Raw genomic sequence first — 20202 nt, 5'->3', positions numbered from 1 at the left:
CGCTATGTGTATAGTGCCGACATGCCTGCCGTATCCAAGAAGATGAAGAAAAGCCGAAGAAGGTTCCGTGCGACCGCCGCGCTGGCGGTCGCCGGGGCCCTCTCCGTCGCCCTGAGTGGCTGTACGCGCTACGACACGACCACCCCGAGCGCCGCCCGCAAGAGCCCGGCCGCGGCCGAGGACGGGAAGGGCGGCGACGCCCGGTTCGGCACCGCCGACTGCCGCAAGGTCAAGTGCGTCGCCCTCACCTTCGACGCGGGCCCGAGCGAGAACAGCCCCCGGCTGCTCGACATCCTCAAGGAGAAGAAGGTCCCCGCGACGTTCTTCCTGCTCGGCAAGAACCACATCGCCGACCATCCCGAGCTGGTCAAGCGCATGGCCAGGGAGGGGCACGAGCTCGCCAGCCACACCTGGGACCACAAGATCCTCACGGACATCGACGACGCGCAGATCCGTACGGAGTTCCGGCGCACCGACGACGCCGTGGAGAAGTTGACCGGCAAGCGCCCCACACTGATGCGACCGCCGCAGGGCCGCACGGACGACCACGTCAGCGCGCTCGCCAAGGAGGAGGGCCTGGCCCAGATCCTGTGGGACGTGACCACCAAGGACTACACGACCACGGACTCGGCGCTGATCCGCAAGCGCGCCGTGGAGCAGACGAAGCGCGACAGCATCATCCTGCTGCACGACATCTACCGCGGCACCGTCCCGGCCGTGCCCGGCATCATCGACGCGCTGAAGCAGAAGGGCTACGTCTTCGTGACGGTGCCGCAGTTGCTGGCACCCGGCAAGGCGGAACCGGGGAAGATCTACAAGCCCTGACCCCGCCGCGACACGCCGCTGCGCCGGTCGTGGTGCGGCCCGCCCCGCGACGGGCCTACTGTCGCGGCGTGGCCCACGTCCTCATCGTCCGAGACACCCCGCTGCCCGCCGCCGAGGCGTGGCGGCGCCTGACCGACTGGGAACGGCACGGCGACGTCGTGCCGCTCACCCGCGTCACCGTCACCACACCGCCGCCGACGGCCGCGGGCACGGTGTTCGTGGCGCGTACCGGGATCGGCCGCCGGTTCGGCTTCGACGACCCGATGGAGCTCGTCGCGTGGCAGCCGCCGCGCCACTGCCGGCTTGTCAAGCGCGGTCGGTTCGTCACCGGCTGGGCCGAGTTCGACGTACGGGCGCTCGGCGCCGAAGGGGCCAGGGTGGAGTGGCGCGAGGAGCTGCGGGTGCGCGGGGTCCCGGCTTTCGCGGACCCGCTGCTCGCGGTGGCGGGGCGCTGGATGTTCGCTCGTGCGCTGAAAGGGCTGCTACGGGACGGAAGTCGCTGAGCCGGTCAACTCGTCGGCGGGGTCTATGAGTTGTATCTTGACCCACTTGGTCACACTCCTCCGTACGGAAGTGAGATCCTCATGGGCATAGCCGTCTACGGCGCCACGGGACACACCGGGCGCCTCGTCACCGCCGAGCTCCTCGCCCGCGGCCAGGACGTCATCCTCGCCGGCCGCACCGAACAGGGCCTGCGCGCCCTGGCCGCCGAACTCGCCGCCCCGGACCGGGTCAGCGTCCATGTGGCACCGCTCGACGACGGCGCCGCCCTGCGCCGTCTCGCCGAGCGGGCCGACGCGGTGAACCACTGCGCGGGCCCCTTCACCACGACGGGCGCCCCGGTCGCCGCCGCCGCGGCCGAGGCCGGGATCCCGTACGTCGACCACGCCATCGAGCCGCACCCCGTCAAGCACCTCTTCGACGCGTTCCAGAGCGTCGCCGAGCGCACCGGGGCCGTGCTGATCCCGCAGATGAGTTTCTACGGCGGGCTCGGCGACCTGCTGGCCTCGGCCGCCGCCGCGGGGCTGCCCGCCGCCGACGGCATCGAGAAGGTCACCGTCGGCTACGCCGTCTCCGGCTGGCGGATGACGCGGGGCGCGGTGAACACGGCGAACCTCCTCATCGGCGAGATCGACCGCATCTCCTACGCGGACGGGGTCCAGCGCGTCGGCCCGGTGGAGGTCCGCAACGCGGTCTTCCCGTTCCCGCCGCCGGTCGGGCCGCGCACCACGATCGTGCCGTTCCCCTCGGGCGAGGTCGTCACCGTGCCCCGGCACGTCCCGGCCCGGGCGGTCGAGGTGCAGCTCACGGCGTCGACGTTCGAGGAGGAGCAGATCTTCAGCAGCGTCGACGCGAGCCCCGAGGAGCGGGCCCGCAGCACGTTCACGGTCGCCGTCCAGGTCGTGCGCGCGGGCGGTGGCGGCGTCAACGCCCATGTGCGCGGGAAGGACATCTGGCGAGCCGGAGCACTGGTCTCCGTGGAGGCCGTGCTCCGGCTCATGGGCGGTGAGGGGCCGCGCAAGGCCGGGGTGTTCAGCCCGGCCGAGGCGTTCGAGGCGGCCCCGTTCCTGCGGTCGCTGGCCGACCAGGAGGCGTTCGAGGCGCTGGCGCTCCCGGAAGGCTGAACGCGCCCTACAGAAGCGGAGGCCGGGCGAGCCGCGCCAGTTCGAGTGCCTGTTGCGGGAACCAGTCCCCCGCCTTCGGGTCGACCGTCCCGCGCTCGGGGTCCTCGGGCCCTTGCGTCCCGCGCAGGCACAGCCCGTCCGACTCCCCCGGCGTCTTGATCCACAGGCGGGCGTCCTGGAGCGGGTCGCCGGTGCGCAGGGTCGGGCGGGCGCCCAGGCCGCGGTCGGGCGGGTTGCACCAGTCCTGCGGGTCGGTGTACTTGCCGGCGGGCGGGGTCCACGGGCCCTTTCCGTTGCGGCTGGAGTCGGTGACGAAGTGCGTCATACGGGAGGCGGGTACGTGGACGTGGGCGTCGATCCAGCCTTGCGTCTCGGCCCGCGGCGCGGACTGGTGCGGGCAGTCGGCGGCGTCGCCGCCGCCGTCGACGTAGGCGATGCAGGAGGAGATGAGCTTGCCGTACCAGGAGTTGGCGTCGTCGCTCTGGTAGTTGGAGGCGTTGGTGTAGAAGCCGGAGGCCCGCTCGACACCGCCCTTGAGGAGTCGCGGCACGATCGAGGAGACCGCGTGCCAGCCGGTGTGCCCGGTGTCGAGGTAGACCCGCGTGCCGCGCAGCGGCTCCAGTGTGTCGACGGCGTAATTCACCTCGGCGTACCGGGCGGCGGTCTTCGTGCCCTCGGCGTCGTCCTGTCCGCAGTCCGCGGGCAGCAGGGCGAGCGCGCTGGTTCCAGGATCACCAGGGCGTCCCGGGTGCCGATGCCGCGGGCCACGGCGTCGATCCACGCCTGGTACTCGGCGGTGTTCGCGGCGCCGCCCGCCGAGTAGTTGGAGCAGTCGCGGCCGGGGATGTCGTAGAGCGCGAAGACGGGGACGGCGTCGGCCCTGCTCGCGTCCCTGACGACGTCCCGGGCGAGTTTCTCGACCTCCTGCGGGCTCTGGTCCCCGAACCAGACGGCTTGCGGGGTGGCGACCATGGCCGTGACGCGGGCCGCGTCCCGGTACTGCCCTGCCTTGGCCAGATCGAGGATCTGCCGGAGGGCATCGGGGTTGGGCTCGGGGGTGTAGAGGCGCGGGGTGTAGAGGCGCGGAGTGCGGGCGGCGGCCTCCGCGGGTCCGTCCGCGGCGGCGACGGGGCCGCCCAGGACCAGCGCCGACAGGGCGAAGGCCCATGCGGTCACGGCAGTCGGGAGACGGCGGGCGCCGCGCCTGCGGGCACCTCTGAGGGGATCTCGCACGGGTTCACTCCAGGATCGCAATGGGGCACGTATGTTGCCTGCGGTGAATGGGAGCGCTCCCAAACGAGGGTCGGGGACGGGGCGCACGGCGTCAAGTACGGTGCACGAGCCGTTCGTTGTCCCGCGCGCCCCGGGTGTCGCGGACCGGCGGCGGCTACGATCTTCGGACGCGCCCCGGGCGAGGGGCGGCCACGAGGAGGCACCGTGCACGAACTGGAGCTGCGCGTCGACGCCGGGCACGGTGCGACCCCCGACCAGGTGGACCGCCAGGTCCGCGCTCTCTTCCAGGACCTGCGCCGGCTCGGCGCGCTGCGCGTGGAGCGCGGGACGCGGCCGGCGCCCGCCGGGGCGATGGCCGGGGCCGGGCACGAGATCGCCGTGCTCGTCCTCAGTGGCGCGTTCTCCGCGGCGACGCTGAAAGCGGTCGGCAACGTCGTCGTCGCCTACGTGAACCGCTCGAAGGCCCGGGCCGTCGAGTGGGAGTTCGACGGGAACAAGGGCTCCTTCACCGCCCTGTCCACCGAGGCTCAGCAGGCCCTCGTGGACGCGGTGACCGCCCGGATCGCGGCGGGCACGGCGGCGGCCGGGGAGGGCGAGAACGGCGGGGACGGCGGGGACGAAGCGGAGGGGACCGATGGCCGGGCGCCGGATCGCACTGCTGGTCGCGACTGACGGCTACCAGGACCCGGGGCTCAACCAGCTACGGGCACCGGCGCGCGGGGCGACCGAACTCGCGGCGCTGCTGCGCGATCCGGCCATCGGTCGGTTCGACGAGGTGCGCGCCCTGCTGAACCGGCCGAAGGAGGAGCTGGAGGGGGCGATCGAGGACCTCCTCGCCGACCGGGAACCCGATGACTTCGTCCTGCTCTACCTGGCCTGCCACGGCGTCCGCAACGACGGCGACCGCCTCTTCTTCGCGACGCTCGGCACCCGCCTGAACCGGCCTGCGGCCACGGCCGTCTCCGCCGCGTTCCTGCACGGCCTGCTCGACGAGAGCCAGGCCGGCACCAAGGTCGTCCTCCTCGACTGCTGCTACAGCGGCCTCTTCCACCGCGGCACGCCCATGTCGCCCGCCCCGGTGGACGTGGAGTCCGCGCTCGCCGGTCGCGGCACGTTCGTCATCACCGCCACGACGGCTCTGGAGTACGCCTACGAGGGCGACCAACTGAAGATCGACAACGGGGTGTCGGCGCCGCGTTTCACCAACGCCGTCATCGAGGGGCTCAGCACCGGCCTCGCCGACCTCAATCGCGACGGCGTCATCACCCCCGACGAGCTGTACGCCTATGTCCACGACGCCGTCCGCAACCAGGCGGGCCCCGACCAGACGCCCACCAAGTCCGGCCACTGCGAGGGTGACGTGGCGCTCGCCTACGCACCGGAGCTGGACGTCACCGCGGGCCCCGCGGGACGCGCCGCGGCCACCCACGAACTGCCGCTGGGCCTGCTGCTCCCACCCCCGATCGAGACCGCCGACCGCGGCTTCATCTGCGACGCCTGGGAGGGCGCGGCCCATCTGCGCACCCCCATCGGCAGGTTGGAGCACTCGGCGCACGGCGAGCTGATGTGCGTCGACTTCTCCGGCCGCGAGGGCAACGCCGCGGTGGTGGGCAAGCTCGGCAGCGGCAAGACCACGCTGCTGCGGGCCCTCGTCCTGTCCCTGGCGCTGACCCACACCCCGGGCGAGGCCGAGTTCGTCCTCCTGGAGGGCGCCGTCAACCGGCTCGGGGTGCTGCGCACGCTGCCGCACGTGCGGGGTGTCGCCGCCCCGCACGAGGAGGACCGGGTGAGCCAGGCGCTCGGCACGGTCAAGGACGCCATCGCCGCGCGCCGCTCCCTGTTCCGCGACCACGACATCGACTCCATCGAGGCGTTCCGCGCGCTGCGTGCCGAGGGCGCCCTCGGCACGGTGGAGACCAGCGACCTGTTCCTCGTCATCGACGGCTGGCTCGACTTCTGCTGGGAGCGCGCCGGGTTCGCGGACGACGTGCACCGGCTGGCGAACACCGGCCTCAACTACGGGGTCCACCTGTGTGTCGCCGCCCGCCGCTGGAGCGATCTCACGCCGGAACTGCTCGGTCTGCTCGGTACCCGTATCGAGCTGGCCCTCGACGACGCCCGGGACTCCCAGGTCGACCCGGTGCTCGCGGCGAGCGTGGGTGTCGGCTGGGCGCTCTCGCGGCGCCGCCGGTTCCGGGTGGCCGTGCCGCGCCTCGACGACGTCACGGGCCATCTGGCCGCGCGCCGCTCGCTGGCCGACACGGTGGAGCGGATCCGGGCGGGGTGGCGCAGGGACCTCGCACCGGACCGGACCGCACCGGCCTGGGTCTCCTTCACCGACCTGCTGGGCGCGGGCCGGACCACCGGCCCGGATCCGGCCCGCCGCCGCCGGGAACGGCGCACCGCCGCCCGGCTCAGCACGCCCTTCGGCACGACGTCCTCGGGTATGCCGGTCGTCCTCGACATCAAGGAGGCGGCGTCCGGTGGCGCGGGCCCGCACGGACTCCTGGTGGGCACGGCCGGTTCCGGCAAGTCCGAGCTGCTGCGCACCCTGGTTCTCTCCTTCGCGGTGACCCACGCCCCGGACGACCTGAACTTCCTGCTGGTCGGCTCGCCGGGGCGGGGTACCTTCCAGGCACTGGCGGCGCTGCCGCACACCTCGGCGGTGCCCGAGATCGGCGGCGAGGACGCCCCGGCCGCCGCCCGGCTCGCCGCGTCCGTGCGGGGCGAGATCGAGCGCCGCGCGACCCTCCTGCGCGACGCGGGACACTACGCGTCACACGCCGACTACCGTCTCGCCAGGGAACGTGACGGCGTCGCCCTCGCACCCCTGCCTACCCTGCTCGTGGTGTTCGAGGACTTCACCGAACTCATCGCCGCGCACCCCGACTTCGTCGAGGCGCTCGTCTCGATCGGCCGGGTGGGACGCTCCGTCGGCGTGCATCTGCTGCTGGGGGCGCGGCGGCTGGCTGACACCTCGCTGCGCGGCCTGGAGGCCCTCCTGTCGTACCGGATCGCGCTGCGCACCGCGACCGCGGCCGAGTCCCGGGCCGTGATCGGGGTGCCGGACGCCAACCGGGTCCCCCTGGACCCCGGTGAAGGCTACCTGCGGACGGGCGCCGACGGCCTCGTCCGCTTCAAGGCCGCCTTCGCCTCGGCGCCCGGCCAGGACGAGACCGGGGAGGACACCTCGGTCCTGGACGCGGTCGTGGCCCGGCTCGCGAAGGGGGGCCACGCGAGTCACCCGGTGTGGCTGCCTCCGCTGGAGGAGTCACCGGCCCTCGACGAGCTGCTCGCACCCGTCGCGGTCGACCCCGAGCGCGGCCTCCAGGCCGGAACCCGGCCGTCGGCCGGGGAGTTGAAGGTCCCCGTGGGGCTGTGCGACGTACCGGAGGAGCAGCGGCACGCGCCCCTTTTCCTCGACTTCTCCGGGGAGCGGGCGCACGCCCTGTTCGTCGGCGGGCCCCGGTCGGGCAAGTCGACGCTGGTGGCCACGCTCATCGCGGCGTTCGCCCTGACCCACACCGCCCAGGAGGCCCGGTTCTACGTACTGGACTTCGGCGGCGGCCAGATGGCGGACCTGTCCGGGCTTCCGCACGTGGGCCAGGTCGCCCGCCGCACGGACGAGGAGCTGGTGCGGCGCACCGTCGCCGAGGTCGTCGAGATCTTGGCGTGGCGAGAGCGCGAGTGCGAGAAACTCCAGGTCGGTTCGGTCCAGGAGTATCGCGAGCGGCACGCGGCCGAGGATGATCCGGCGTCTCGCTGGGCCGACGTCTTCCTCGTCATCGACGGCTACGCCACGCTGCGCACCGAGTACGAGCACCTGGAGCGCGCCGTGCTCGACATCGCGCTGCGGGGCCGCCGCTACGGCATCCACCTGGTGCTGACCGCCGCCCGGTACACCGAGGTACGGCCGACCCTGCGGGAGCATCTCGGCCACACCGTCGAACTGCTCCTCGGCGACCCCGCGGAGTCCGAGATCGACCGCAGGAGCGCCCGGCGTGTACCGACGGGCCGGCCGGGTCACGGGCTGTCCCCCGAGGGGCGTCCGCTCCTCACGGCGCTGCCCCGGTTGCGGGCGGGCGAGAACATGTCGCTCGGCCTGGCCACCGCCGGCCTGGTCGACGGGGTCAGGTCCGCCTGGGGCAGCCGTCCCTCGGCGCCGCCGGTCCGGCTGCTGCCGGCCGTTCTCGACCCGTCCCGGCTGCCGTCCCCGGCGACCACGCCGGACGACACACTGGCCATCGGGATCGACGGGACCCTCATGGCGCCGGTCCTGGTCGACCTCGTCAGGGATCCGCTGCTCCTCGTGCTGGGTGAGACGGGCTCGGGCAAGACGTCGTTCCTGCGGTTCCTGGCGCGCTCGATCGAGGAGAAGTACCCGCGGGGCAGGGCCCTGGTCCTCGTGGCGGACTTCCGGCGGTCCCTGATCGGCGACCTGCCGGAGTCCCGGACCCTGACGCACTGCGTCTCGCGCGAAGGGCTCGGGGTCGCCGTGGCGTCGCTGCGCGAGACGCTCAGCAGTCGGTTGCCCGGCCCGGACGTGACGCCGGAACAGATCCGGGACCGGAGCTGGTACACGGGGCCGCCCGTCCATCTCCTGGTCGACGACTACGACCTGATCGCCACCAGCTCGGGCAACGAACTGATGCCCCTCCTCGACCTGCTGCCCTTCGCCCGGGAGATCGGCCTGCGCGTGGTGCTGACCCGGACGGCGGCGGGTGCCTCGCGGGCCCAGTACGACCCGTTCCTCCAGCGTCTGTGGGAGCTCGGCGACCACGGCGTCGTCCTGTCCGCCGACCCGTCGGAGGGCATGCTCCTGGGCCGGATGCGGGCGACGACGAAGCCGCCGGGGCGCGGCACCCTGGTGAGCCGCAAGGCCACCGGGGAGATCCAACTCGCCTACTCCCCCTCGGCGTTCGAGAGGTAGACGCTCAGGCCACCGAGTCGATCCGGTGGGCGGCGGGTGCCGGCTCGTGGTGGATCGGGGTGTGGGCCCCGGTCAGCGACACCCCGCTGCCGCCCCGTCGGTGCGCGACGATCTCGGAGGCGATGGACAGGGCCACCTCCTCCGGGGTCCGCGCGCCCAGGTCGAGGCCGATGGGGGACCTCAGGCGGGCCAGCTCCAGTTCGGTGACGCCGACCTCGCGCAGGCGTTCGTTGCGGTCGAGGTGGGTGCGGCGGGAGCCCATGGCGCCCACGTAGGCGACCGGGAGCCGTAGCGCGAGCCGCAGCAGGGGGACGTCGAACTTGGCGTCGTGGGTGAGGACGCACAGGACGGTGCGGGCGTCCACGTCGGTGCGTTCCAGGTACGTGTGGGGCCACTCGACCACGATCTCGTCGGCGTCCGGGAAGCGGGCGGCCGTCGCGAAGACGGGGCGCGCGTCGCAGACGGTGACGTGATAGCCGAGGAACTTGCCCATCCGGACGAGCGCCGACGCGAAGTCGATCGCGCCGAAGACGATCATCCGGGGCGCGGGGACGGAGGACTCGACGAGCAGCGTGAGCGGTGCTCCGCAACGTGAGCCCTGCTCACCGATCTCCAGGGTGGCGGTGCGTCCCGCGTCGAGGTACGCCAGCGCCTCGGCGGTGACGGTGCGGTCGAGTTCGGGGTGGGCGCCGAGGCCGCCCTCGGTCAAGCCGTCGGGGCGCACCAGCAGGGCGCGGCCCCTGAGGGCGGCCGGGCCCGACACGATCCGCGCGAGCGCCGCCGCCTCCCCCGTGGCGGCGGCGCCCAGCGCGGTCGCGAGCACGCCGCGTACGGCCTCGTCGGCGGCGCGTACCGGCGTGACGAGGATGTCGATGACGCCGCCGCAGGTCAGGCCCACGGCGAAGGCGTCGTCGTCGCTGTATCCGAAGCGCTCAAGGACGGTCCTGCCGTCCTGGAGCGCCTCGCGGCACAGCTCGTAGACCGCGCCCTCCACGCAGCCGCCGGAGACCGAGCCGATCGCGGTGCCCTCGCTGTCGACGGCGAGCGCCGCGCCCGGCTGCCGGGGCGCGCTGCCGCCGACGGCCACCACGGTGGCCACGGCGAAGTCGCGTCCCTGCTCGACCCACCGGTTCAGCTCGTCGGCGATGTCCAGCATGTGCGGTCTCCTTTGCGGTGACGAGGGAGGGCGGGCGGCGGAGTCAGTGGACGCCGAGCCAGCTCTCGATCGGGTTGAGGGCGAAGTACACCAGGAAGATCACCGTGAGGCCCCACATGAAGGCCCCGATCTCCCGCGCCCTGCCCTGGGCGATCTTGATGGCGACCCAGGAGATGACGCCCGCGGCGACGCCGGTGGTGATGGTGTACGTGAAGGGCATCAGGACCACGGTCAGGAAGACCGGGATCGCGGTGGCGCGGTCGGCCCAGTCGACGTGCCGGGCGTTCATCATCATCATGGCGCCGATGACGACGAGCGCGGCGGACGCCACCTCCTGGGGGACGATCGCGGTGACCGGCGTGAAGAAGAGGCAGGCCGCGAAGAACAGGCCGGTGACGGCGGAGGCGAGCCCGGTACGGGCGCCCTCGCCGACGCCGGTCGCCGACTCGACGAAGACGGTCTGGCCGGAGCCGCCCGCCACGCCGCCGATCGCGCCGCCGGCGCCGTCGATGAACAGCGCCTTGGACAGGCCCGGCATGCGGCCCTTGTCGTCGGCGAGGTCGGCCTCGGTGCCGACGCCGATGATGGTGGCCATCGCGTCGAAGAACCCGGCGAGCACGAGCGTGAAGACGATCATGCCGACGGTCATCGCGCCGACCTCGCCCCAGCCGCCGAACTCGACGTGGCCGAAGAGCGAGAAGTCGGGCGTCGAGACCGCGCCGCCGTGCAGTTCGGGGGCGCCGTTGGCCCACTGCTTCGGGTCGATGACGTCGAGCGCGTTGAGGATCATCGCGACGACGGTGCCGGTGATGATGCCGATCAGGATCGCGCCGGGCGTGTTGCGCGCCTGGAGCATGAAGATCAGCAGCAAGGTGCCCGCGAAGAGCAGCACCGGCCAGCCCGCCAGCTCTCCCGCCGGGCCGAGCGTCAGCGGCGTCGCCTTCCCCGTCTGCACGAAGCCGGACTTGTAGAGCCCGATCAGCGCGATGAACAGGCCGATGCCCATGGTGATGCCGTGCTTGAGCGCCAGCGGGATCGCGTTCATGATCAGCTCGCGCAGCCCGGTGACGACGAGCAGCATGATCACGACGCCGTACATGACGCACATGCCCATGGCCTGCGGCCAGGTCATCTGGGGTGCGACCTGCGAGGAGATCACACCGGAGACGGACAGGCCGGCAGCGAGGGCGAGCGGGACCTTGCCGACGAAGCCCATCAGGAGCGTGGTGAACGCGGCGGCGAAGGCGGTCGCGGTGATCAGGGCCTTCTGCCCGAGCGTGTCGCCCGCGGCGTCCTTGCCGGACAGGATCAGGGGGTTGAGCAGGAGGATGTACGCCATGGCCATGAAGGTCGTGACGCCGCCGCGCACTTCGCGCGCGACGGATGATCCACGGTCGGATATGTGGAAGTAGCGGTCGAGCCAGGATCTGCCGGCGGGCTGGCGCGAACCCGCGCCCGCGTCGTCGGCGGTGGTCCTGGGCTCCACGGACTGCTGGGTCATGGTGCCTCGTTTCCCAAGGTTCAAAGGGGCACCCGCGAACTGCCTCTGCGCGTGCGGGATTTGGGATGGCTGCACGACCCGGGGGACGGCCCGAGACGGACGGCGACTGGGGTCGGGGGGACGGCGTCGGGACGGCGTCCCCCCGGATTCATCGAGTGCGGGCTACGCCGTGGTGGCCGTGCCCGTCAGGTGCTCGGGCCGGACGGGTGTCCGGTCGAGCGCCAGGCCCGTCGCGTTCCGGATCGCCGCGAGGACGGCCGGGGTGGACGACAGGGTGGGGGCCTCGCCGATACCGCGCAGCCCGTACGGGGCGTGCTCGTCGGCAAGTTCGAGCACGTCGACCGGGATGGTCGGCGTGTCGAGGATGGTGGGGAGCAGGTAGTCGGTGAAGGAGGGGTTCTTGACCTTCGCCGTCTTCGGGTCGACGACGATCTCCTCCATCACGGCGATGCCCATGCCCTGGATGGTGCCGCCCTGGATCTGGCCGATCACCGAGAGCGGGTTGAGCGCCTTGCCGACGTCCTGGGCGCAGGCCAGTTCGATGACCTTGACCAGGCCGAGTTCGGTGTCGACCTCGACGACGGCGCGGTGCGCGGCGAACGAGTACTGCACGTGCCCGTTGCCCTGCCCCGTACGCAGGTCGAAGGGTTCGGTGGGCCGGTGGCGCCACTCCTCCTCGACCTCGACGGCCTCGTCCTCCAGTACGTCGACGAGGTCGCCGAGGACCTCGCCGCCGTCGGTGACGACCTTGCCGCCCTCCAGCAGGAGTTCCGCGGTGGCCCACGCCGGGTGGTAGGTGCCCATCTTGCGGCGCCCGATCTCCAGGACCTTCTCGCGGACCAGCTCGCAGGCGTTCTTCACGGCGCCACCGGTGACGTAGGTCTGCCGGGACGCGGACGTCGAACCGGCCGAGCCCACCTGGGTGTCGGCGGGCTGGATGGTCACCTGCGTGACGCCCAGCTCGGTGCGGGCGATCTGCGCGTGGACGGTGACACCGCCCTGGCCCACCTCGGCCATCGCCGTGTGCACGGTGACGACGGGCTCGCCGCCGACGATCTCCATGCGCACCTTGGCGGTGGAGTAGTCGTCGAAGCCCTCGGAGAAGCCGACGTTCTTGATGCCGACCGCGTAACCGACGCCGCGTACGACACCTTCGCCGTGGGTGGTGTTGGACAGGCCGCCGGGGAGCTGGCGTACGTCGGAGCCCTCGCTGGACTCCCACTGGCGCTCGGGCGGCATCGGCATCGCCTTGATGCGGCGCAGCAGTTCGGCGACCGGGGCGGGCGAGTCGACGGGCTGCCCGGTCGGCATGATCGTGCCCTGTTCCATGGCGTTGAGCTGCCGGAACTCGACCCGGTCCATGCCGAGCCTGTCGGCGAGCTTGTCCATCTGCGCCTCGTAGGCGAAGCACGCCTGGACCGCGCCGAAGCCGCGCATGGCGCCGCAGGGCGGGTTGTTGGAGTAGAGCGCGATGGCCTCGATGTCGACGTCGTCGATGACGTACGGGCCGACGGAGAGCGACGAGGCGTTGCCGACGACGGCCGGGGAGGCGGAGGCGTAGGCGCCGCCGTCGAGCACGATCCGGCACTTCATGTGCGTGATCTTGCCGTCCTTGGTGGCCCCGTGCTCGTAGTGGAGCTTGGCGGGGTGGCGGTGGACGTGGCCGAAGAACGACTCGAACCGGTTGTAGACGATCTTGACGGGCTTGCCGGTGCGCAGGGCGAGCAGGCAGGCGTGGATCTGCATGGACAGGTCCTCGCGGCCGCCGAACGCGCCGCCGACGCCGGAGAGCGTCATGCGCACCTTGTCCTCGGGCAGGCCGAGGACCGGGGCGATCTGCTTGAGGTCCGAGTGCAGCCACTGGGTGGCGACGTAGAGGTCGACGCCGCCGTCCTCGGCCGGCACGGCGAGGCCGGACTCGGGGCCGAGGAACGCCTGGTCCTGCATGCCGAAGTAGTAGTCGCCCTCGACGATGACGTCGGCGCGCTCGCGGGCCTCCTCGACGTTCCCGCGCACGATCGGCTGGCGGTGCACGATGTTGGGATGCGGGACGTGGCCGATGTGGTGGTCGTCGCGGTTCTCGTGGACGAGGATCGCGTCCGGCGCGGTCGCGGACGCCTCGTCGGTGATGACGGGCAGGTCCCGGTACTCGACCTTGATCTTGGCGGCGGCGCGGCGCGCGGTCTCCGGGTGGTCGGCGGCGACCAGCGCGACGGGCTCGCCGTGGTGGCGGACCTTGCCGTGCGCGAGGACCGGGGTGTCCTGGATCTCCAGGCCGTAGTTCTTCACGGCGGTCGGCAGGTCGTCGTAGGTGAGGACCGCGTAGACGCCGGGCGTGGCGAGGGCTTCGCCGGTGTCGATGGAGAGGATCTCGGCGTGCGCGACCGGGGAGCGCAGGATCTGGCCCCACAGCATGTCCTCGTGCCACATGTCGGAGGAGTACGCGAACTCGCCGGTGACCTTGAGGGTGCCGTCCGGGCGGAGCGTGGACTCGCCGATGCCGCCCTTGGTCTGCGAGCCCTGCGTCACCTTCGCGGGGATGCCGGTGGTGCGGGTGTCAGCCATGTCCTTCAGACCTCCTGGGACTGGCGCGCGGCAGCGAGCCGCACCGCGTCCATGATCTTCTCGTAGCCGGTGCAGCGGCACAGGTTGCCGGACAGCGCCTCGCGGATGTCCGCGTCGGAGGGGTTCGGGGTGCGCTCCAGCATCTCGTCGGCGGCGACCAGCAGGCCGGGCGTGCAGAAGCCGCACTGGACCGCGCCCGCGTCGATGAACGCCTGCTGGATCGGGGCGAGTTCGTCGCCCTCGCCGGTCTGCGAGTCGGTGCCCTTCGCCGCGTGCGCGTCCTCGTGGCCGCCGCCCTCGTGGCCGCCGCACGAGCGGTTCCTGGCGAACTCGGCGAGGCCTTCGACGGTGACGACCTCGCGGCCCTCGACCTGTCCGGCGGCGACGAGACACGAACAGACCGGGACGCCGTCGAGCCGGACGGTGCAGGAGCCGCACTCGCCCTGCTCGCAGGCGTTCTTGGAGCCGGGCAGGCCCATCCGCTCGCGCAGGACGTACAGCAGGGACTCGCCCTCCCAGACGTCGTCGGCTTCCTGCTTGCGGCCGTTGACCGTGAAATTGACGCGCATTACGCGACACTCCCCTTTCCGATGGTGCTGCCGTCGGTGCCGCGGTAGGACTCCCAGGCCCAGGTGAGCGTGCGGCGGGCCATGATGCCGACCGCGTGGCGGCGGTACGAGGCGGTGCCGCGCACGTCGTCGATCGGGTTGCAGGCGGCGGAGCACAGGTCGGCGAACTGCTTGGCGACCGACGGGGTGATGATCTTTCCGTTGTCCCAGAAGCCGCCCTCCTCCAGCGCCGCGTTGAGGAACTGCTCGGCCTCCTTGGCGCGGATCGGGGTCGGCGCGGCCGAGCCGATGCCGGTGCGCACGGTGCGGGTCTCGGGGTGCACCGCGAGGCCGAAGGCGCAGACGGCGATCACCATGGCGTTGCGGGTGCCGACCTTCGAGTACTGCTGCGGTCCGTCGGCCTTCTTGATGTGGACGGCGCGGATCAGCTCGTCGGGGGCGAGCGCGTTGCGCTTCACGCCGGTGTAGAACGCGTCGATCGGGATGCGCCGGGACCCGCGTACGGACTCGACCTCGACCTCGCAGTCGGCGGCGAGCAGCGCCGGGTGGGCGTCACCGGCCGGTGAGGCCGTGCCGAGGTTGCCGCCGACGCCGCCGCGGTTGCGGATCTGCGGCGAGGCGACGGTGTGCGAGGCGAGCGCCAGGCCCGGCAGCTCGGCCCGCAGGTTCTCCATGATCGCGGTGTACGGCACGGAGGCGCCGAGCCGGACCGTGCCCGAGGGGCCCTCGTCCACCTCCCACTCGCTCAGCTCGCCGATGCGGTTCAGGTCGAGAAGGTACTCGGGCCGCCGGTGGTCGAAGTTGATCTCGACCATGACGTCGGTGCCACCCGCGATCGGCACAGCGGTGGGGTGCTCGGCCTTGGCGGCGAGCGCCTCCTCCCAGCTTGCGGGGCGAAGGAAGTCCATGAGCGGCTCTCTTCATTCGTCGTTCGTGGTTCGTTCGATCGAATCGAGCCACGGATGTGCGGATCACGGGGGCTCGTTCATGTGCTGTTAACGCGGAGTGCGCCCAGTACACCGCCCTGTGCTCCGCCAGGGTCAGTCACGGAAACCATGAAGGAGTTGGCTGACCAACATGGGTGTCTTGTAGATTCGTATGAACGGAGAACATCAGTAACCTCTTCGTTTTCCTGCTGACACCCAGGAAACAGTTCGAGACAGATCGGCGGCGACGACGACATGCGGCTGCGCGCATTGCTGGACACGGACGCGCTGGGCCTCAGGCTCCTCGGCGGCGAGGAGGAGCTGGACCGCACCGTCCGCGGCGTGATGACCACGGACCTGCGGGACCCCAGCCGCTATCTGTCCGGCGGGGAGCTGGTGCTCACGGGCCTCGCCTGGCGCCGGGACGCGGCCGACTCCGAGCCCTTCGTCCGCCTCCTGGCCACGGCCGGGGTCGCGGCGCTCGCGGCCGGCGAGGCCGAGCTGGGCGCCGTCCCCGAGGACCTGGTGCGGGCCTGCGCCCGGCACCGGCTCCCCCTTTTCGCGGTGAACGAGTCGGTGGCGTTCGCGACCATCACCGAGCACGTCGTGCGCCAGGTCTCGGGCGAGCGCGCCGGTGACCTGGCCGCGGTCGTGGACCGGCACCGGCGCCTGATGACGTCGGGCCCCGCGGGCGGCGGCCCCGACGTCGTTCTCGACCTCCTCGGCACCGACCTGGACCTGCGGGCCTGGGTCCTCTCCCCCGCGGGCCGCGCCATCGCCGGTTCGAACGCGGCGGGGCCCGATCTGCCCGCCGAGGTCTGCGCGCGCCTGGCCGCCGAGCACCTGTCGGCGGTCCGCGCGGGGCGCCGGGCCCCGCACCGGGTCACCGTCGGCACCACGACGTACTCGGTGTTCGGCATCCGCTCCGGTGGCCGGAACGCGGTGCCGGCGTCCCGCGACGTCCGCGAGACGGTCCTGTCGGACTGGCTGCTCGCCGTCGAGGCGGACGCGAGCGACTGGCCCGAGGAACGGCTCGACCTGCTGCAGGGCGTCACCCAGCTCATCTCGGTCGAGCGCGACCGCCGCGACGCCGCCCGCACCGTACGCCGCCGGCTCGCCCAGGAGGTCCTGGAACTGGTCCAGACGGGCGCGGCCCCGGCCGAGATCGCCGCCCGGCTGCGCGTGACGGCCCCGGTCCTGCTGCCGGGGCTCGGCGCGGCCCCGCACTGGCAGGTCGTCGTGGCCCGCGTCGAATGGGAGGGCGGGGAGATCGACGGCGGCCCGGTCGCCCAGTCCCTCCTGGAGGAGATCCTGGTCGACCCGCTGTCCGCGGGGTCCGAGCCCTCCGACCGGATCGCGGTGGCGCACACCGGCGACGAGGCCGTGGCGCTCGTCCCGCTGCCCGCGGTACCCGCCGAGCACGACGGCTCCGAGCAGGGCCTCGTCGCGGACGCGCTGCTCGGAACCGTACGGGACCCGCTGGCCGCCGGTCTCGCCGACGACGGGCGCCTGACCATCGGCGTCAGCGCGGCCGTGCACTCGGCCGAGGGGCTGCGCGGCGCCCTGGAGGAGGCCCGGCACGCCCGCCGGGTGGCCGCCGCCCGCACGGGCCGGGTCTGCGCCGCCGGACACCAGGAGCTGGCCTCGCACGTCCTGCTGCTGCCCTTCGTCCCCGACGACGTGCGCCGCGCGTTCACGGCGCGGCTCCTCGACCCGCTGCGCGAGTACGACCGCAAGCACCGCGCGGAGCTGATCCCGACCCTGGAGGCGTTCCTCGACTGCGACGGCTCGTGGACCCGCTGCGCGGGCCGTCTGCACCTGCACGTCAACACGTTGCGCTACCGCGTCGGCCGGATCGAGCAGTTGACGAGCCGTGATCTCTCGCGCCTGGAGGACAAGTTGGACTTCTTCCTGGCCCTGCGCATGAGCTGACCCGACGGCGGCGCCCGGCCGGAACCGGAAGGCCGTCCCTTTGTGAAATCTTTCACCCACCCTCTTGGCCGGGTGCCGCGATCCGTGCTGAGATGCCCCACGACAACTCGGCTCGATGGCGTGCTCGGGGAGGGCAACGTGGCGCATACCGCCATGTCTGGTACGGGAACGAACGCAGGGGACGATCCACTCCAGACCGCGGTATGGCGGCTGCGCTCGCGCGGATGCTGGGCCGACGCCGCCGCACTGCTCGACCCGCACGCGCCGCACGACCCGGCCGCCGCACTGCAACGCGCGGCGCTGCTCGGCGAACGCTGCCTCTACACGGAGCAGGGCTGGGCCGAGGCGGAGGACGCGCTGCGCGCCGCGGAGGCCGTCGCCCACACGGACGACGAGCGCGGGGCGGCGGCCTGCGAGCGTGGCCAACTCGCGTACGCGTCCACGTTGTTGAGGGTGCGGGACCGGGCAGACGAGGCCCGCTCGGCGTTCGGCAGGGCGGCGGCGCTGCTCGCCCCCGGCGCGGCGGCGCGGGCGCTGCTCGACTTCCGGCGCGGTCTGCTGGCGGAGAACCTGGCCGACTCGCCGCAGGCGGCGCGGTCCGCGTACCGCAGGGCCCACGCGGGCGCGACGGCCCACGGCGACCCGCTGCTGCTCTCCTTCACATGGCGCCAACTGGCCGGACTCGCTCTGCGGGAGGGCGAGTTGGCGGAGGCACGGCACGGTTTCGCCGAGTCGCTGCGGCTGCGCGAGGAGCTCGGCTTCCTGGTCGGCACGGCTCCCGCGCTGGTCTCCCTCGCCGAGGCGGAGCCCGAACCGGAGACGTCGGCGCGGCTTCGGGCGGAGGCGGGGCGGTTGTTCCGGCTGCTCGGGGGCGTCCCGACGTGGCTGGCACAGGCGCTGCCCGCGGCGGCGTAGGGCTCCGCCCCGGACCCGCTCCTCGAACGCCGGAGGGGCTGGTTGCGCCGGTGGCGCCAGGAGCCGTGCGAAGACGGGCTCTCAGCCGAAATGCCGGCGGACCACGGCGCCGACCGCGGTCAGGTCCTGCGCCTCAAGGGCGTCGAGCAGGGCGACGTGCTCCGCCGCGTCCGCCCGTAGGTCGCAGCCCGCCCAGACGACGCGGCGGCGCAGGTCGTCGGCGATCCGCACGAGCTGTTCGTTCCCGGCGAGGGACAGCAGGGCCCGGTGGAAGGCCCGGTCGGCCTCGGCGTACCCCGCGAGGTCGCCGCGGGCCGCCGCGGCGACGGTGGCCTCGGCGCTGGGCCGGACCGCGGCCCAGCGCTCCGCCGGGAGCGTCCGGGCGAGCCGCAGCACGATGGGCACCTCGACGAGGCCGCGCACCTCGGCCAGCTCCGCCCGCTCGCGGGGCGTCCGCTCGGCGACCCGGAAGCCGCGGTTCGGCACGACCTCGACGGCGCCCTCCCGGGCCAACTGCTGCATCGCCTCGCGCACGGGCGTCGCCGACACGCCGAACCGCTCGCCCAGGACGGGCGCCGAGTACACCTCGCCCGGCGCCAGTTCGCCGGAGAGGAGCGCGGCCCGCAGCGCGTCGAGGACCTGCCCGCGCACCGAGGTGCGCCGGACCGTCCCGTGAAGCGCGAGGCCGGGCGCGGGCGGCTCGCTGTGCGTGTGGTCGCCGCGGCTCCGCCCGGGGGCGGCGGCCTGCGGCGGCGCCCCGGTCCACGCGGTGGCCGACCGCTGCTCGGGCACCCCGAGAGCCGTCGCGGAGCCATGTGCCGGACGCGGTCTGGCCTGCCCCACCCCGCTCATCCCCTTCGCCGCCGTTCCTGGCCGTTACCGGCCGTTTGTCCCATGCTCAACCAGAACGATAGGCGGCACAGCCCACAGTTCAAACCCCGGATCCATCGGGTAAGGTAAGGCTTACCTGCAAACGATCGTGATTCGGTGGTCACTGCATGACTCTGCTCACCCCGGCGCCCGCCGCGACGGACACCGCGGTCTCGGCCGCGTACGCCCGCCTCACCGAGGTGTTCCCGAGCCTGCGCATCGACGAGTTCGGCCCCCGTGAACCGCTGCCCGAGGAGGCCGGCTGGGTCGGCGCCCGGCAGCTCGCCGAGGGCGGCGCAGCGCTCGACGCCTTCCTCTCCTGGGACGACGCGCAGGTCCTGAAGGACTACGGGCAGCGGGCCCGCCCCGACGTCGTCGCCAGCTTCGGCCTGCACCGCTACGCGTGGCCCGCCTGCCTGCTCATCACGGTCCCCTGGTTCCTGCACCGCCGCGTGCCGCGCTACCCCGCCGCGAACGTCTCGCTCCAGCGGGCGCTCGGCCGGATGGCCGTACGCGTCACCGATTTCGCCTGCCTGCCCGGCGACCCGGCGGCGAGCCTGCCCGGCGCGCACGTCGTCCCCGACGAGGAGGCCCTGCGCGCGGAACTGCGGGCAGCCGTCGCCGAACACCTGGAGCCCGTCCTCACCGGCTTCGGACCCCGGATGCGGCGCGGGCCCCGCGCCCTGTGGGGCATGGCGACGGACGAGATCGTCGAGGGCCTCTGGTACGTCGGCCACCTGCTCGGCGAGGAGGAGCGCGCGATGGCCGAACTGGAGGAGCTGCTGCCCGGCACGACGAAGCCGTACGTCGGTAAGGCCGCGTTCCGCGAACTGACGGGCCCGAACGGGGAGTCGCTGCCCACCCGCGACCGCGCGAGCTGCTGCCTCTTCTACACGCTGCGCCCGGAGGACACCTGCGTGACCTGCCCGCGCACCTGTGACGCGGACCGCGTCGCACGGCTCATGGCATCGTCCGCTGCCTGAGCACCCCGCACGCGACATCGAACCACCCGTACGAGTGACGTAAATCGAACTCAACTCCCGTTTTTGCTGCGGGAGTTCGAGCGTACGGCCACTTTTCACGCCCCCTTGCACTCCTATGGCGTTGTCTTGTCCCGAAACCCCCTGCGGGCTCGGGCGACTGGGCCAATATGGC

The 20202-nt window shown here is 72.8% G+C and carries 16 protein-coding genes; 8 read left to right on the top strand and 8 right to left on the bottom strand.

Translation table 11 applies throughout. From position 1 onward, the window contains the following. The first annotated feature begins 42 nt into the window (after positions 1 to 42). From ACIRF8_RS16225 to ACIRF8_RS16215, 3 genes are all read left to right on the top strand, one after another. The gene (locus tag ACIRF8_RS16225) at positions 43 to 825 is read left to right on the top strand and encodes a polysaccharide deacetylase family protein (RefSeq protein ID WP_404215908.1); all 783 of its coding nucleotides are present in this window, start codon (positions 43 to 45) and stop codon (positions 823 to 825) included. 68 nt (positions 826 to 893) lie between these two features. Beyond that, the gene (locus ACIRF8_RS16220; protein WP_404215220.1) at positions 894 to 1328 is read left to right on the top strand and encodes an SRPBCC family protein; all 435 of its coding nucleotides are present in this window, start codon (positions 894 to 896) and stop codon (positions 1326 to 1328) included. Between the two features lie 81 nt (positions 1329 to 1409). Then, positions 1410 to 2450, top strand: coding sequence for a saccharopine dehydrogenase NADP-binding domain-containing protein (locus ACIRF8_RS16215; protein WP_404215218.1), 1041 nt, complete (start codon positions 1410 to 1412; stop codon positions 2448 to 2450). 7 nt (positions 2451 to 2457) lie between these two features. On the opposite strand, the gene ACIRF8_RS16210 is transcribed toward ACIRF8_RS16215, so the two are convergent. Both ACIRF8_RS16210 and ACIRF8_RS16205 read right to left on the bottom strand, forming a co-directional pair. Then, positions 2458 to 3093: a glycoside hydrolase family 6 protein gene (locus tag ACIRF8_RS16210; RefSeq protein ID WP_404215216.1), complete on the bottom strand. Its 636-nt coding sequence runs from the start codon at positions 3091 to 3093 to the stop codon at positions 2458 to 2460. Beyond that, positions 3090 to 3626, bottom strand: a complete 537-nt coding sequence (locus tag ACIRF8_RS16205; RefSeq protein WP_404215214.1) for a glycoside hydrolase family 6 protein — start codon at positions 3624 to 3626, stop codon at positions 3090 to 3092. Before ACIRF8_RS16205 ends, ACIRF8_RS16210 begins: the two co-directional genes overlap by 4 nt. A gap of 261 nt (positions 3627 to 3887) precedes the next feature. Here ACIRF8_RS16205 and ACIRF8_RS16200 point away from each other — a divergent pair, with 261 nt between their 5' ends. Both ACIRF8_RS16200 and eccCb read left to right on the top strand, forming a co-directional pair. Beyond that, positions 3888 to 4355 (top strand): hypothetical protein, encoded by a 468-nt coding sequence (locus ACIRF8_RS16200; RefSeq protein WP_404215212.1) that lies wholly within the window; start codon positions 3888 to 3890, stop codon positions 4353 to 4355. Further along, on the top strand, positions 4318 to 8613 hold the full coding sequence (gene eccCb / locus ACIRF8_RS16195) for a type VII secretion protein EccCb (RefSeq protein WP_404215210.1): 4296 nt from the start codon (positions 4318 to 4320) through the stop codon (positions 8611 to 8613). Before ACIRF8_RS16200 ends, eccCb begins: the two co-directional genes overlap by 38 nt. 4 nt (positions 8614 to 8617) lie before the next feature. Here eccCb and ACIRF8_RS16190 read toward each other — a convergent pair whose 3' ends face one another. The 5 genes from ACIRF8_RS16190 to ACIRF8_RS16170 all read right to left on the bottom strand — a co-directional run bounded on the left by ACIRF8_RS16190 (position 8618) and on the right by ACIRF8_RS16170 (position 15312). Continuing rightward, positions 8618 to 9769: an XdhC family protein gene (locus tag ACIRF8_RS16190; protein WP_404215208.1), complete on the bottom strand. Its 1152-nt coding sequence runs from the start codon at positions 9767 to 9769 to the stop codon at positions 8618 to 8620. Positions 9770 to 9812: 43 nt separating this feature from the next. Continuing rightward, on the bottom strand, positions 9813 to 11270 hold the full coding sequence (locus ACIRF8_RS16185; protein WP_404215206.1) for an NCS2 family permease: 1458 nt from the start codon (positions 11268 to 11270) through the stop codon (positions 9813 to 9815). Positions 11271 to 11432: 162 nt separating this feature from the next. Further along, positions 11433 to 13835, bottom strand: coding sequence for a xanthine dehydrogenase family protein molybdopterin-binding subunit (locus tag ACIRF8_RS16180; protein ID WP_404215204.1), 2403 nt, complete (start codon positions 13833 to 13835; stop codon positions 11433 to 11435). A 5-nt stretch (positions 13836 to 13840) separates the two neighbouring features. Then, complete coding sequence (locus tag ACIRF8_RS16175) at positions 13841 to 14404, bottom strand: (2Fe-2S)-binding protein (RefSeq protein WP_404215202.1); 564 nt, start codon at positions 14402 to 14404, stop codon at positions 13841 to 13843. Then, on the bottom strand, positions 14404 to 15312 hold the full coding sequence (locus ACIRF8_RS16170) for an FAD binding domain-containing protein (RefSeq protein ID WP_404215200.1): 909 nt from the start codon (positions 15310 to 15312) through the stop codon (positions 14404 to 14406). Before ACIRF8_RS16170 ends, ACIRF8_RS16175 begins: the two co-directional genes overlap by 1 nt. Before the next feature lie 273 nt (positions 15313 to 15585). Here ACIRF8_RS16170 and ACIRF8_RS16165 point away from each other — a divergent pair, with 273 nt between their 5' ends. Both ACIRF8_RS16165 and ACIRF8_RS16160 read left to right on the top strand, forming a co-directional pair. Further along, complete coding sequence (locus tag ACIRF8_RS16165) at positions 15586 to 17262, top strand: PucR family transcriptional regulator (RefSeq protein ID WP_404215198.1); 1677 nt, start codon at positions 15586 to 15588, stop codon at positions 17260 to 17262. Positions 17263 to 17400: 138 nt separating this feature from the next. Next, positions 17401 to 18177: a hypothetical protein gene (locus ACIRF8_RS16160; RefSeq protein ID WP_404215196.1), complete on the top strand. Its 777-nt coding sequence runs from the start codon at positions 17401 to 17403 to the stop codon at positions 18175 to 18177. A gap of 81 nt (positions 18178 to 18258) precedes the next feature. Here the strand turns inward: ACIRF8_RS16160 and ACIRF8_RS16155 are convergent, their stop codons facing one another. Next, complete coding sequence (locus tag ACIRF8_RS16155) at positions 18259 to 19029, bottom strand: GntR family transcriptional regulator (protein WP_404215194.1); 771 nt, start codon at positions 19027 to 19029, stop codon at positions 18259 to 18261. Between the two features lie 146 nt (positions 19030 to 19175). On the opposite strand from ACIRF8_RS16155, the gene ACIRF8_RS16150 reads away from it, so the two are divergent. Continuing rightward, positions 19176 to 20030 carry a (2Fe-2S)-binding protein gene (locus tag ACIRF8_RS16150; protein ID WP_404215192.1) on the top strand — a complete coding sequence of 285 codons (855 nt, stop codon included), beginning with the start codon at positions 19176 to 19178 and terminating at the stop codon, positions 20028 to 20030. Positions 20031 to 20202: the final 172 nt, after the last annotated feature.

This window comes from Streptomyces sp. NPDC102406, assembly GCF_044765725.1.
GTDB lineage: Bacteria > Actinomycetota > Actinomycetes > Streptomycetales > Streptomycetaceae > Streptomyces.
The sequence above is the reverse complement of the archived record's forward strand: the minus strand, read 5'-3'. Positions and strand labels throughout refer to the sequence as shown.